General features: G+C 63.8%; 15 protein-coding genes and 1 pseudogene. 7 read left to right on the plus strand and 9 right to left on the minus strand.

Features of this window, described 5'->3' with window-relative positions; all coding sequences use genetic code 11:
- Nucleotides 1-87 precede the first annotated feature (87 nt).
- Nucleotides 88-549, minus strand: a complete 462-nt coding sequence (locus tag ACSFDB_RS11035) for a universal stress protein (RefSeq protein WP_440771032.1) — start codon at nucleotides 547-549, stop codon at nucleotides 88-90.
- Between the two features lie 168 nt (nucleotides 550-717).
- Here ACSFDB_RS11035 and ACSFDB_RS11040 point away from each other — a divergent pair, with 168 nt between their 5' ends.
- Both ACSFDB_RS11040 and ACSFDB_RS11045 read left to right on the plus strand, forming a co-directional pair.
- Nucleotides 718-1,194 (plus strand): universal stress protein, encoded by a 477-nt coding sequence (locus ACSFDB_RS11040; RefSeq protein ID WP_440771033.1) that lies wholly within the window; start codon nucleotides 718-720, stop codon nucleotides 1,192-1,194.
- 94 nt (nucleotides 1,195-1,288) lie between these two features.
- Nucleotides 1,289-2,569, plus strand: coding sequence for a DHH family phosphoesterase (locus tag ACSFDB_RS11045; protein ID WP_440771034.1), 1,281 nt, complete (start codon nucleotides 1,289-1,291; stop codon nucleotides 2,567-2,569).
- A 78-nt stretch (nucleotides 2,570-2,647) separates the two neighbouring features.
- Here the strand turns inward: ACSFDB_RS11045 and ACSFDB_RS11050 are convergent, their stop codons facing one another.
- The 8 genes and pseudogenes from ACSFDB_RS11050 to ACSFDB_RS11085 all read right to left on the minus strand — a co-directional run bounded on the left by ACSFDB_RS11050 (nucleotide 2,648) and on the right by ACSFDB_RS11085 (nucleotide 8,730).
- The gene (locus tag ACSFDB_RS11050) at nucleotides 2,648-3,106 is read right to left on the minus strand and encodes a MaoC family dehydratase (protein WP_440771035.1); all 459 of its coding nucleotides are present in this window, start codon (nucleotides 3,104-3,106) and stop codon (nucleotides 2,648-2,650) included.
- 94 nt (nucleotides 3,107-3,200) lie between these two features.
- Nucleotides 3,201-3,899 (minus strand): annotated as a pseudogene (locus ACSFDB_RS11055) (hypothetical protein).
- Between the two features lie 75 nt (nucleotides 3,900-3,974).
- Nucleotides 3,975-4,403, minus strand: coding sequence for a DUF5807 family protein (locus ACSFDB_RS11060; protein WP_440771036.1), 429 nt, complete (start codon nucleotides 4,401-4,403; stop codon nucleotides 3,975-3,977).
- A gap of 146 nt (nucleotides 4,404-4,549) precedes the next feature.
- Nucleotides 4,550-5,005 (minus strand): DUF7500 family protein, encoded by a 456-nt coding sequence (locus tag ACSFDB_RS11065; RefSeq protein WP_440771037.1) that lies wholly within the window; start codon nucleotides 5,003-5,005, stop codon nucleotides 4,550-4,552.
- Nucleotides 5,006-5,046: 41 nt separating this feature from the next.
- The gene (locus ACSFDB_RS11070) at nucleotides 5,047-5,826 is read right to left on the minus strand and encodes a DUF8159 domain-containing protein (RefSeq protein ID WP_440771038.1); all 780 of its coding nucleotides are present in this window, start codon (nucleotides 5,824-5,826) and stop codon (nucleotides 5,047-5,049) included.
- A gap of 605 nt (nucleotides 5,827-6,431) precedes the next feature.
- Nucleotides 6,432-7,247 (minus strand): flagellin, encoded by an 816-nt coding sequence (locus tag ACSFDB_RS11075; protein WP_440771039.1) that lies wholly within the window; start codon nucleotides 7,245-7,247, stop codon nucleotides 6,432-6,434.
- 2 nt (nucleotides 7,248-7,249) lie between these two features.
- Nucleotides 7,250-8,002 carry a flagellin gene (locus ACSFDB_RS11080; RefSeq protein ID WP_440771040.1) on the minus strand — a complete coding sequence of 251 codons (753 nt, stop codon included), beginning with the start codon at nucleotides 8,000-8,002 and terminating at the stop codon, nucleotides 7,250-7,252.
- A 2-nt stretch (nucleotides 8,003-8,004) separates the two neighbouring features.
- Nucleotides 8,005-8,730 (minus strand): flagellin, encoded by a 726-nt coding sequence (locus ACSFDB_RS11085; protein ID WP_440771041.1) that lies wholly within the window; start codon nucleotides 8,728-8,730, stop codon nucleotides 8,005-8,007.
- A gap of 481 nt (nucleotides 8,731-9,211) precedes the next feature.
- Between ACSFDB_RS11085 and ACSFDB_RS11090 the strand changes: the two genes are divergently transcribed.
- Genes ACSFDB_RS11090 through flaI form a run of 5 tightly spaced genes read left to right on the plus strand, consistent with a single transcriptional unit; the run spans nucleotide 9,212 to nucleotide 13,744 of the window.
- Entirely contained in the window at nucleotides 9,212-10,342 is a 1,131-nt protein-coding gene (locus ACSFDB_RS11090; RefSeq protein ID WP_440771042.1) for a FlaD/FlaE family flagellar protein, read from the plus strand.
- 23 nt (nucleotides 10,343-10,365) lie between these two features.
- Entirely contained in the window at nucleotides 10,366-10,869 is a 504-nt protein-coding gene (arlF, locus tag ACSFDB_RS11095; RefSeq protein ID WP_440771043.1) for an archaellum stator protein ArlF, read from the plus strand.
- Nucleotides 10,859-11,338: an archaellum stator protein ArlG gene (arlG, locus tag ACSFDB_RS11100; RefSeq protein ID WP_440771044.1), complete on the plus strand. Its 480-nt coding sequence runs from the start codon at nucleotides 10,859-10,861 to the stop codon at nucleotides 11,336-11,338. Before arlF ends, arlG begins: the two co-directional genes overlap by 11 nt.
- Nucleotides 11,335-12,063 (plus strand): archaellum protein ArlH, encoded by a 729-nt coding sequence (arlH, locus tag ACSFDB_RS11105; protein WP_440771045.1) that lies wholly within the window; start codon nucleotides 11,335-11,337, stop codon nucleotides 12,061-12,063. Before arlG ends, arlH begins: the two co-directional genes overlap by 4 nt.
- Before the next feature lies 1 nt (nucleotide 12,064).
- Complete coding sequence (gene flaI, locus ACSFDB_RS11110) at nucleotides 12,065-13,744, plus strand: archaellum flagellar ATPase motor FlaI (protein WP_440771046.1); 1,680 nt, start codon at nucleotides 12,065-12,067, stop codon at nucleotides 13,742-13,744.
- Nucleotides 13,745-13,749: the final 5 nt, after the last annotated feature.

Below are 13,749 nucleotides of genomic sequence, written 5' to 3' on the forward strand. Positions count from 1 at the left end.
TCGAACGCGGTGAACACGCGCACCGTCCATTCGCTCAGTTCTCGGCCAGGAGTCGCAACGAAAACGCGCCCATTCTTTCGGATCAGATTAGACCGACAGCACGGGCTGGCTCGCGTAGGAGAGCACGTACTCGGCGACCTGCTCGAGCACTTCCGCCGACGCGGTGTCGGCGACCGGCTCCCTGGGGAGCACGATGAAGTCGGCGTCGATTTCGTCTGCGGTGTCGAGCACGACGTTCCCCGGATGGCGGGTCTTGCGTGTCGGCGAGAAGCCGTCGTCGACGGAGGTTCCGATCGGGACGCCCGCCTCGTCGGCGATGCGAGTAACGTCGTCGAAAAACCCCTGCGTGTCCGTCGCGACATCGTCTTCGTCGACGGCGCCGGCGTTCATTCCCTGCACGACACCGTGGCCGAGTACGAACAGGGCGTGGACCGAGGCATCGTAGCGGTCGGCGACCGCGACGGCGTACTCGACGGCGGTGGCTGACTCCTCGCTCCCGTCGACCGGCGCGAGAACGGTGTCGACGGTAAACGGCTCGCTGTCGTCCATACGCGCTGGTGTGTGGCCCGTCGTCAAAAAGCCACCCCACGTTCCGCGGAATCGGGACCAGTTTTCGCGACGAGACTCGTTCCCGGGACGACGGACGAAACGGGACTCGATCTCGAAGCGACGGACGAGGAGAGAGCGTTTAAGCCACTTCGCCTGTAACCATCGCGTATGTTCGATACGGTCGTGATCGCTACCGACGGCTCCGACAGCGTCAAACGGGCCGTCGACGTCGCCCTCGATCTCGCCAGTCGCTTCGACGCGGAGGTCCACGCCCTCTCGGTCGTCGACGCCAGCGAGGTCGACGCCTCACCCCAACAGCTCCGGGACGAGCTCCAGACCGCCCTCGAGACGACTGCGGACGCCGCGCTCGCGACCGTCGAGGACCGAACGGACGACGACCGGGAGATCACCACGGCCGTCCGCGAGGGTCGACCCGCCGTCGAACTCTGCGAGTACGCCCGCGAGGTCGACGCCGATCTGATCGCGACCGGCACCCGCGGCCGCCACGGCGAGAACCGACTCCTGCTCGGCAGCGTCGCCGAACGCGTCGTCCGCACTTCGCCCGTTCCCGTTCTCTCGGTACGCCAACTCGAGACGGTCCGGGACGCCGACGCCAACGGCGAAGAAGTGACGACCGAGGCCTGAGCCGCCCCGCCGTTTTCCGGCACTCCGTGCCAACGCGAGCCAGTGGCCGCCACAGAGGGGAAGTCACTTCCCCCGCCAGCGCGCAGTTCCGGATATGTACGACGAACTCATCGATAGCGGCGAGCTCCCCATCGCCCGGAAGTCGGTCATTCCAGGCACCGGGTTCTTTCTCCCGGACACGCTCGAGGAGGACTTGGAAGACGAGCAGACTGCGGCCGCGCTCGAGGGAGCCGACGTCGCCGTCGTCGCCGATCCCGACGCCGACGGACTGGCTTGCGTCGCGCTGATTCGCGAAGCCTACGACGACGTTCGGAACGTCCCGGAGCCGGACGACGAGGACGACGACGCCGACGAAACTGCTGACGATGAGCCCGCCGCAGACGCCGTCGACGACGCCGACGAAGCGGCCGTCGCGCTCGCTGCCGGCGAGGCCGAGGCCCCCCTCGAGGAGCCCGAGCCGACACCGCACTCCGTCGCGCTGATTCCGGCTAGCCCGCACGACGTCGAGGACGCGCTGGCCCGCGTCGCCGAGTACGGCGAGGACGGGATCGATCTCTTCGTCTGTGACCTCGCGCCCGACCGATACGAGTACGTCGAAGACGAACTCGACGCGGCGCTCGAGACCGCGAGCGGCGTCGCCTGGTACGACCACCACCAGTGGGGCGACGACGTCGCCCAGTCGGTTCGCGACGCCGGCGTCGAGCTGGTCGTGGGCGATTCGGACGAGGAGTGTTCCGCCGACGTGGTCTACCGCTCGCTCGAGTACGACTTTGCCCCGATGTACGAGGAACTCGCGGCCGTCACGCGCGATCACGACCTCTGGCTGCGCGAGGATCCCCGCAGCGACGACCTCGCGGATTACGCCTACTGGTCCGATCCCGCGGCGTACGTCGAAGTCGTCCGCGAGTACGGCGCCGACCTGCCCGACTGGGTCGGCGAGTTCCTCGAGGAACGCCGCGTCGAGAAGCAGGCCCTGATCGATCAGGCGGTCGGCCGCTCGGAACTGCGCGAGATCGGCGGCTACACCGTCGGGATCACCTACGGCCGTTGCTCGCAGAACGAGGTCGCCGAAGCGATGCGCGAGCAGGGCGCCGACGCCTCCGTGATCGTCAAACCCGCCGGCTCGGCCTCCATTCGGGGCACCGACGAGTTCCAGCTCTGTCACGAGGTCGCGGGGAAGGTCAACGGCGGCGGCCACCCAAAGGCAGCGGGCTGCAAGCCCGATATCTACGACGACATGCTGGATTACGCGAACCACTGGGTGACTCGCGGAGCCGTGACGAAACAGGTCATCCTGAACGCGTTCGAAGAGGTCGTCGAGGACGCTGTCGATGCGGACGACGGGGCTGCCGACACGGCAGCCGACGAGGCGTAGTCGACTCGCTAAGGCGACGGTCCGTCGGTACGTTGTAGTTTGACGACGAGCGATCCACAGTCAACCGGTGGAAACGGCCTACTTCTCGGCGTCCGCTCGTCGAACGATGTTGTGGGACGTGATCGACATGACCTCCGTGCCGTCGACGTGTACGGTGCGGTGGAAGTCGACGTAGCCGCGATCCGATCGGCTCACGGAGGGCGTTTTCTCCAGCACTTCGGCTCGAACGCGGAGCGTATCGCCGGGGCGGACCGGCTCGTGCCACCGCAGGTCGTCCATTCCGAGCCCGCCCATGTTCGCGACTCCCTCCTCTCCCTGGACGAAGTCCGTGACGAACAACCGAACCGATAGGCAGAGCGTGTGTAGCCCGCTGGCGACGAGTTCTCCGAACATCGACTCCTCGGCCGCCTCCTCGTCGACGTGGAACGGCTGCGGATCGAACTGCTCGGCGAAGTCGACGATCTCCTCCTTGGAGACGGTGTAGCCTCCGGTTTCGTACGTCTCTCCGACCGTCAGGTCCTCGTAGTAGCGCGTCACGAGGCGTACTCTCTCGGGAGAAGTGATTAAATCGACCGGTTCAGGGAACCGAGTCCCCGGCTATTCGGTAACTATCGTACTGAACGTGACATCTTCAGTCCTGGGACACCACGTACCGCATTACGAGCTGCAGGACGTGGACGAACACACCGGCGACGGCGATTTAGACGCCGATCGTCTGGAGGGCGACGCGCGCATCCCGGTGGTCACGAACCTGCCAGATTTCGTAGCCCAGCCGAAGGATGAAGCCCAGGAAGATGAGAACGAACCCGACCAGGAGCAGGATATCGAGGACGAACGTCCCGACGAGAATCACGCCGACCCCGCCGAGGAACGCGTAGTTCGCGAACTTCCCCCAGTGTTCGAACGTCGTCGAGCGGGCGTAGACGTAGCCCGACACCAGCGCCGTCATCAGTGCCGTCACGATCGCCGTGATTCCCAGCACCGTGAGCTGCGTTCCCTGCGGGGCCATCGACAGGATACCTGCGCCGAAGACGCCGAACGCCAACTGCAGAACGACCATCCCGGCGAAGGCGATTCCCATATCGCCGCCCTCGATCCCGCGTTCGGCGATGATCTCGCCGCCCATGATTGCCGCACCGTAGACGAGCACGCCTACGATCGGGGCCGCAAAGAGGTAGTCGTTGACGACCGCGAGCGGCGTCGCCGCGAAGACGTACATCAACGCGACGGTAATCGCCATCAACCCGGTCGCGCCGCCGATCACCTGCACCTCTCGACTCGAGAGCCCGAAGCCACGGTCGGTCTTGTGCGGTGTTTCGAAGGAACTCATTGCTCGAGGGTAGCCGGTCGGGTCGCAAAAGCGTGTTCCTTACGGCTGAAACGATGTGTTCGTTGATAGGTTCGCTCAGGCGTCGGTCGCGTTCCACCGATCCGAGTACGCCGTCCCGCAGGTGCACTTCGCGTAGGCGTGGACCACGTCACCCTCGGCGTAGATTCCCCCGACGTCCTCGTTCTGCTCCTCGGCGAAGGCGAAGACGAACTGGACCGCGTGGTCCTCGCCGTCCGACGCCTCCGGACAGCTGCCGCTCGAGAGTTCGTCGTCGATCTCGCCCTCGAGATCCATCGCCGACTTCGCGAACTCCATCGCCTGCGTGCCGGTCGCCGCCTGGAAGGCGCCCCGGCCGCGCTCGCCGTCGACGACGATCAGGACGCCATCTTCGACCCGGTCGCCGAACTGCTCGAGGCGGTCGTCCGAGACGTACGAGTCGGCCAAAAACAATGCGACGTCGTCGGGCCGCTCGCCGGCTAGGAACTCATCGCGTGCGTTGGTCATACAGGTTCGTCCTCGCTCGAGGTGGAAAAAGGGCGCGTCATACGGGGGAGTGTGTGAGGGGCTCGAGTCAGTGGAACGGCCACGATTCGGCCGTATCGAAAAACGAGTTCTGCACCGCGCATTTCTCGTGGCTGCTGTTCGCCCTGTCAACGTGAGGGCAGCGCAACGTCGAGATCCGACGCGGCCAACATCACCTGCAGCGCTTCTTCGGGCGACATGTCGTCGTCGAGCTGGCCCGCGTACCAGGTGAGGAGGTCCACGAACACCTCGCGGACGTCGTGTGACGTGGCGCGGTGGTGTGCGACCTCCCAGTCGGTCTTCAGCGTGATGTCGACGCCGTGGGGTTCGGGTGCCGCGACAAGGTCGTGGGAATCGGGCGTTCCGTTGTGTTCGTGTGCGTCTCCCTCGAGTTCCGCGAGCGGCTCCGGCATCTCGGTTGCTGCAGAGGGTGTGATGGCCTCCGCCGTGGGATCGGTGGCGGTATCGGGTTCACACGAGCGGACGAGAAACCGGTTCTCGCCCAGTTCGGCGACGCTGGTGTCGTCTAACTGCAGTTCGTCGGGGGAGAGAATGCCGTCGTCTTCGGTCGGATCGGTCGTCATAGGTGGGTGAATCTGGACGTCCGTCGGACAGCTACCGTCGATCAGTCATCGGTTTCGGTGCCGTTCTCGTCGTCCGTATCGCTCTCGTCATCTCCATCATCGGCACCATCGTCGTTTTCGTCTTCTGCATCGCTCTCCTCGTCTCCATCGTCCTCGTCGTCTTCGTCGCCCGCTTCGTCATCGTCGCCTCCGTCGTCCTCGTCATCGAGATCGACGTCTTCGTCCGGCATATCCTCAGGATCCTGCTCGTCATCGCCGTCCTCGAGGTCGTCCTCGTAGACCTTCGTGTTCAGGATCAGGTTCCAGAGGGTGAAGTGGTCCGAGTTAGCGCCGCTACTGGTCTGGTTGTCAGCATCGATGCTCGAGTCCGCGTCCGCATCGGAGCTGTCGTACTCGTGAACCCACTCGGTGTTGATCCCCCAGCCCAGCGCCTGTTCGTCAAACGGGTTCGCGATCTCGGCATACAGGTACTCGATCGGTGAGTCGCGGTGAATCAGTGCCTGCTTATAGATCTCGTAAACGACCGTGATCTCCTCGTTGGACTCTGAGACTGTCTCCGCGTCGGTGCGGTAGGTCAGGTACAGCTCGTCGTTTTCCCGGAGAAGTTCGTCGACTTCGATATCGTGTTCCTCGAGGAAAAAGTAGAACTCACCGGGCGAGCCCTCACGAGGCTCGGAGGGTTCGACGGGTTCGATTTCGGTCGCTGCCGAGGAGGTGCCGACCAGCGAGCTGAGACAGCCAGCCGTGGCGGCCATCGCGGCCGTCCCAGCGGCGGCGCCGAGCAGCCCACGCCGTGAGAGGGTTGGGGGATCGTCAGTCATAGCATCCCCTCGTCGTGGTAGCTGCAAAAATACCCGGACGATATCGAACACTGAGTCGTGGGCTGTGCGGTGTCCGTCGCCGCGACTGGGACAGCATCAGTTGCCACTCGCCGGAGTGCTGTTATGACTTCAGAATCGCGGTACCGAACGACGTAGAATACGAGACACGCCGTTTCCCTGTGTTTCTGTCTGCCGATTCGCGAACTCGAGTGCGTGGAACCGATGCGGAGTCGCCCCGGGCCGGCCGACGGATCGTCAGTTACCCGGGCCGGTCAGGCGACGTGCGTCACTTGCGTGACGGTACGTGTGTTTCGCGCCGGTCTCGGGTGTTTCGTGACCCCGTGGCCGCCGTGTGCATGTGCGTGCATGGACATCGCCTCGAGTCGCGTGAGGGTGACTCGAGGCGGGTGTGTCCGTGGTCGTGACGGCTCGGTGCCGCCGTGACTCGGTCGCGGCGATCGTCCCGTCCGAACCGTTCGGACGACGGTGCTCGTCTCGTGGAGCGACGTGGACATCGGGTCTGTGTCGCGCCTCGAGGGCGAGCGTGCCGTCGTGCGTGTGGGTCGGATCGGGGGTCATTGGGTTAATTCGTTAGTCGTGTGTGATCAGACGCTGACGACCTCTTTGTTACCGAAGGTCGAGGGTACGCTGATACCGTAGGTGTACTGCGCACCGGACTGGTCAACTAGGGAGATGGTTGCGCTGTCACCGCCCTCGAGGCCTTCGTTCGAGAGGTCGCTGGCGAGAACGTTACCATCGCCCTGCTCGTAACCGACGCCGGCCTCGATGGCACCGACGTAGAGCGTGATCTTCACGCGGTCCTCGACGTCGATCAACTCGTCGTTGTTGTTGTCACCAGCCACCGAGTGCGTCCCGAAGGTGGCGTGGGTTGCCGGACCGGAGATGTAGGTGAGTGGCGCGTCATCGTCTTCGTTATCGACGACTTCCTCCCAGACTTTGTCCTCCATATCAGTGGACTGGCTTTCATCGCCAGATGAATCGTGAAGGAACCCGATTTCATCAGGTGACAGGTCACCGTAGGTTAACGTGGTGTCAGTCGAGTCACTGGTGTACTGGATCGTCATCGACGAGAGGTCGATCGCGTTCGACCCCGCCGACTTCATCACCGTGAGCTCGATCATGTCCACGACGTCGTCATCGTGGTCGATTTCGTTACCACCGTTGACGTCGGTCTCGTCGAACTCGCTGACCAGGCCGCTCCCGTGAACCACTTCGATCTGGTTGGCCACCGCCTCCTGGGTCTCGGAGCCGGTGTCCGAGGCCTGGCTCTGCAGCACCCCGGCGGTGTTGATCAGTACGCCGGCTGCGATCGCCGCGACCAGCACCATCGCGATGAACACGATCAGGGTACCGATACCAACCTGCCCGCGTTCGTCCGCGTTCATTACCTGTTCGAACATGGTTAGACGCTCACGACCTCCTTGTTACCGAACGTCGACGGCACGCTGACGCCGTAGGTGAACTGCGCACCGGACTGGTCGTTCAGTGAGATCGTCGCGCTGTCGCCACCGGTCAGACCGGAGTCCTGCAGATCACCTTCATCCGGATCAAGACCGGTATCCTCTTCACCGGCCAAGTCCGAGTCCGCTTCGAGTGCGGCCACATTGAGCGTGATCCGGACGCGGTCCTCAACGTCGATCAGTTCGTCGTCCTCGTTGTCACCAGCTATCACATCGGTCGTGAACTGCGACGAATTCGCACCGGTAGCGTAGTGGTGGGCGTCAGTCCAAGTCGGATCTTCTTCCAGTTCATCCCAATCTTCGGTCGTGTGCGTGAGCGTCTGGTCGACGGTGTCACTCGTGTACTGGATCGTCATCGACGAGAGGTCGATTGCGTCTGACCCCGCCGACTTCATTACGGTCAGTTCGACGACGTCGATGACATCACCGTCATCGTGGGCGAAGCCGTCGGTTCCCCATACGTCGTCGTCTTCCAGTGCGTCAACCTGCCCGCTCGCGTGGACGACTTCGATCTGGTTGGCCACCGCCTCCTGAGTCTCGGAGCCGGTGTCCGAGGCCTGGCTCTGCAGGACCCCCGCCGTGTTGATCAGCACGCCGGCCGCGATCGCCGCGACCAGCACCATCGCGATGAACACGATTAGGGTACCGATACCCACCTGTCCGCGTTCGTCAGCGTTCGTTACCTGCTCGAACATGGTTAGACACTCACCACGTCCTTGTTACCGAACGTCGACGGCACGCTGACGCCGTAGGTGAACTGCGCACCGGACTGGTCGTTCAGTGAGATCGTCGCGCTGTCACCCCCTTCCAGACCCTGTTCGTCGAGATTGGCAATTTCGTCATCGTCGGCTTCGAGAGCAGCGGTGTTCAACGTGATCCGGACGCGGTCCTCGACGTCGATCAGTTCGTCGTCCTCGTTGTCACCCGCGATCGCTTCAGTGACGAACTGGCTCGAGTTGGTACCTGCAGCGTGTGAGGTGCCTCCGCCGGTCCAGTCGGTATCATCTGTCTCATCCCAGGCGCCATCGTAGTGAGTCAACGTCTGGTCGACGCTGTCACTCGTATACTGGATCGTCATCGACGAGAGATCGATCGCGTTCGACCCTGCCGACTTCATTACCGTGAGTTCGACAATATCGATTACGTCCTCATCTCCATGGTCTACCCCACTGTAATCACCTTCATCAACGTCGGCCTCCTCTAACAGTCCGACCTGCCCACTCGCGTGGACCACTTCGATCTGGTTCGCAACCGCCTCCTGCGTCTCCGACCCGGTATCAGATGCTTGGCTCTGCAAGACCCCGGCCGTATTAATCAGTACACCTGCTGCAATCGCGGCGACCAGGACCATCGCGATAAACACGATGAGGGTACCGATACCCACCTGGCCACGTTCGTCTGCGTCTGTTATTGTTTCGAACATAGTGCGTACACCCTGCGTGCCGGACTCGCCACCGCGTCACACCCTTCGGAAGACGCTCGAGCGCCCGCGAAACCGCTGCCCACGTGAACACCGTCCACGAAGACACCGCCCGCGCGAACACTCCACACCGACCTGACGGGCCGAGCCCGTCGCTCCCTCCGCGGGCGTGGCGACGGAACAACGGTTGTGTCCCGTCGAAGGCCGGAGTGTGGCGAGATAGTTGGCATCACAGTATCTGGGGATGCACCCCGGCGACGACAACGAATAGTTGGACTATCAAGCTCTGTACCATTTCACCGAGCGTATCGAGACTCGACTCACGGTTCGAAACGCGGCCCGAACTCGAGCGAACCCCTTTAGGACCCGACTCGCTACTGGGGAGTAGCATGACCGTGCGACGTGGATTTGGGGGGATGCCGATCGCAGCCAACGGTGCTCTCGAGGCGGTCTCCCACCGCGTCGCGACCCCGCGTAGGTGACAATGAACTTCGGACTCCAGACGTTCCGCGAACTCATCGAAGACTTCCTCGCCAGCAGCGGCGGCCGTCGGGGCCGCGAGCGGGAGGCGCGACGTGAGAAGGGAGCCGCAGTCGACGAGGAGTCCGAGTCGACGACCGACGCGGAGCCGGCCGAGTCGGAGACGCCCGACGACGACGCCGAGTCCGAATCCGAGACGAGCGAGAGCAGCGGTGGCGGCCTCTTCAACCGCGGCTCGAGCGATGACGAAGAGGTCGACGACCTCGTCTACCGCATTCAGGAACTCGAGGAGGAACTCGAGTCCAAGGAGTCGACGCTGGGGATGGTCCAGGACTCCCAGCAGCAGGTCGCCGAACAGGTCGAAGAGGTCAACGACACGGTTCGCCAACTGCTCGGCGTCTACGACATGGTGACCGACGACGTCAACCCGTTTACGGGCGCGGGTGAGGAGAAGAACGGCTTCGGCGTCTTCGGCGAGGACGACGACGGGACCGACGAGTCGGACGGATTCGGTCTCGCGTCGGCTACCGACTCGTCGGCCGGCTCGAGTGCCGCGGACGAGACGGTCTCGTTCGACGATCTGAAGGGAGCACTCGAGAACGCGGCCCAGGCGCAGTCCGACGGCGGCGAGACGATCACGTTCGACGAGGACGAGCAGTTCGAGCGGGACGCCGAGAGCGATACGCGCGTGGAGGTACAGGCGACCGAGAGCGTCGACGAGCCCGACGATGGGACCGACGAGAACCAACCCGGCACGGGAGACGAGAACCGAACCGATGCGGGAGACGACGAAGACGTCACGCTTGCGACGCTCGCCGACACGTACGCGACCGACATCATCGTCTTCGAGTGGCTCACCCAACTGGTCCGGACGGGTGGGTCGGCGGCGACGCTGCGAGCCATCTCCTACTACGCCGAGATCGGCTGGATCGACGAGGAGGTTAAATCCCACCTCGAGGGCGTGCTCAGCGGCCCGGATCTCGACATTCACGTCGATCCGGAGACGACGCCGGAGGAGCTGACCGCCGAGGATCACGCCGACAGCTACACGTACATCATGAAGCTGCAGGAGATCCACCGGACGCGACGGGAGGTCGAGCCGGAACAGCCGACGAACTCGAGGTCGGGACCGTGACCCGACGACCGAGGTGATCGACGATGGGATTCAGTACCAGCGGCGCGACGGCGGTGCTCCTCGTCGGACTGCTCGTCGCGGTCGGCATCGCCTACCCGGTGTTGCAGGGCGCCCAGGAGGCGCGACTGTCGGCGATCGACGACCGCGACGACCGGGTTCTCGACCTTCGCAACAGCGATATCGAACTCGAGGAGGCGCAGTACGACACCTCGAGCGACGACGAGGTCGAAAATGGAGAGGACGAAAACGGAGATGACGAGCACACGTTGACGGTGAACGTGACCAACACCGGCTCGACGACGCTGTCGGTGTCCGCGACGGACCTGCTCGTCGACGGCGTCTACCGGAGCGTCGGTGCGGACGAAACCGACGTAGACGGAACCGCGGACAGAGACCTCTGGCAGCCCGGCGAGACGCTTACGTTCACCGTCGAGCTCGACGAGTCGGACGACCCGCCGGAGCGCGTGCGGGTCGTGACCGAACACGGCATCGCCGAGACGACGACGGAGGTGACTCATGTCGAGTGAATCGATCTCGTCGCTGATCCTCTTTATCGCCGCGATGCTCGTCGCGGCGGCCGTCGCCGGGACGCTCGTGACGACGGTGACCGACGTCAGCGGCTCGATCGACACCCACAGCGACGGGGTCAGCGAGCAGATCGACACCGACTTCGAGATCATCAGCGACCCGGGCAGCGAGGCCGTCTACAACGGCGACCCCGAAGACGGGCCGATCACCGTGTTGCTCAAAAACACCGGCCAGACGACCCTCGCCAGCGACGGCAGCGGCCTCGACGTGCTCGTCGACGGCGAGTACGTCACGGACGGGCTGACGATCGACCTCCGCGGCGAGGACGAGCCGACCAGCTGGCGACCCGGCGTCGTCGCCGAACTCGACATCGAGGATCAGGAGCTCGGCACCGGTGCGGAACACCGGGTTACCGTCACCATTAACGGCCAGACGGAGACCCTCGAGTTCTACGTGCCCCAACCATGACCGACTACTACTCCATCGGACTGACCGACAGCGACCGTGTGAACACTGCCATCGGCGGCGGCATCCCCGAGGGGAGCATCGTGCTCATCGAGGGCGAAGACGGCGCCGGAAAGAGCGCACTCTCCCAGCGATTTTCCTACGGGATGGCGACGGAGGAGGTCCCCGTCACCTACATCTCGACGGAGCTCGAGTCCTGGGAGTTCGTCCAGCAGATGCACTCGCTGTCCTACGATGTGGTCGACCTCCTGTTGAACGAACAGCTGCTGTTCCTCCACGCGAACGTCGACACGCACGACGAGGGGAGAGAGCGACAGTTGCTCGCGCGCCTCGCGAGCGCGGAGACGCTCTGGAAGGCCGACGTGGTGTACGTCGATACACTCTCCGCGCTCTTGCGAAACGATCCCAACTACGAGGCCGTGATCGAGGAGGGCGACGAGGACCACGTCATCCAGCGACTGGTCACTTTCCTCCGGCACGTGACGATGCAGGACAAGACCGTCGTGTTGACGATCGATCCGACGAGCGTCCGCGACGACGCGTTACGGCCGCTGCGAAACACGGCCGATATCTACTTCCAGATAGAGACGAACACGGTCGGACAGGAGATCCGACGGAACGTCCTCGTCCGTCGGTTCCAGAACATGAAAACGCCAGTCGACGACTCGATCGGGTTCAACGTCCAGCAGGGACGCGGCATCTCGATCGTCAGCAGGACGGTGGCCTGAGATGTCCGATTTTGGTACCGCACGGCTCGAGAACGAACTCGACGCCTTGGCCGACGAGCACCCACACCTTCGAGAACACCTCGAGTGGTTCTACGAGGAACACGCCGAGTACCCGAAGCTCATCGACGAGCCGAGCGGCGAGTGGGAATCGGACCGCCCGAACGTCATCTACGAGGCCGAGGCGCCGATCTTCTGTCACGTCCACGGCGATCTGGGGATTAGTACGACCTACTACTGCGTCGAACCGACCCTCGAGGAGGCGGACAAGGCCCTGTACGACAAGATCCGGCGGCGGATCCTCGACAAGAGCGTTACCCGACCCGCACCGAGCAACAACGAGGAGTTCGAGGAACACCTCGACGAACTGCTCGACGACGTCGTCGAGATCACGTCGGGGCTCACCGGCCAATCGATCGGTCGCCTCAAGTCCCTCGGCGGGAACAAGATTTCGCTCTCGAAAGATCAGTTCGACCGGTTGCGGTACCAGCTCCAGCGCGATATCGTCGGACTCGGCCCGCTCGAGCCGGTGATGGTCGACACGGCGAACGAGGACATTCACGTCATCGGACCCAAACAGTGTTACCTCGACCACGGCACGTACGGCATGATCTCGGCGACGGTCGACTTCGGCACGCCCGAGGAGTTCGAACAGTGGCTGCGCAACATGGGCGAGCGGATGAACCACCCCGTCAGCGACTCCGATCCGGTGATCGACGCGACGCTGCCGAACGGCTCGCGTATCAACATCATCTACTCCGACGACGTCTCCGTCCAGGGGCCCTCGATGACGATTCGTCAGGGCGAGGAGATCCCGCTGTCGATCCTGCAGATCACGAAGTGGGGGACGGTCTCTCCCGAATTGGCGGCGTACCTCTGGCTCTGCCTCGAGAACGAGCAGACAGTGTTCGTCGTCGGGGAGACGGCGTCGGGGAAGACGACGACGCTGAACGCGATCCTCTCGTTCATCCCGCAGGACTCGAAGATCTACACCGCGGAGGACACGGCGGAAGTGTTGCCGCCCCACGACACCTGGCAGCAACTCCTGACCCGTGAGGGGTCGGGCGACGAGTCCGCGGACGTCGACATGTTCGACCTCGTCGCGGCCGCGCTCCGATCGCGTCCCGACTACATCATCGTGGGCGAGGTCCGCGGTGCGGAAGGGCAGATGGCGTTTCAGGCGGCTCAGACCGGCCACCCCGTCATGCTGACCTTCCACGCCAGCGACATCGTGTCGATGATCCAGCGATTCACCGGCGCGCCGATCAACGTCCCGGAGACGTTCATGGACAACTGCGACGTCGCGCTGTTCCAGAACCGGGTCAAACAGGGGGACGACGTCCTCCGTCGGGTCACCTCGGTCCAGGAGATCGAAGGCTACTCCGACTACGAAGGCGGCGTCGTCACCCGGCAGGCGTTCAAGTGGGACCCACGCGACGACGACGTCGCCTTCACGGGACGGAACAACTCCTACGTCTTAGAGGAGCAGATCGCGACCCTGCTCGGCTACGAGGACACGCGGGAGATCTACGACGAACTCGACCGGCGCGCGGAGATCATCCGCCAACTCATCGACGCCGACGTGCTCGGCTACCACGAGGTCAACGACGCCATCGCCAACTTCCAGCGCGACGGGCTCGAGGGGCTCCCGATCCAGATTCGGGGGATCAACCAGTTCGCCTGAGCGGC

Source organism: Natronorubrum amylolyticum, from assembly GCF_052040145.1.
Classification (GTDB): Archaea; Halobacteriota; Halobacteria; order Halobacteriales; family Natrialbaceae; genus Natronorubrum.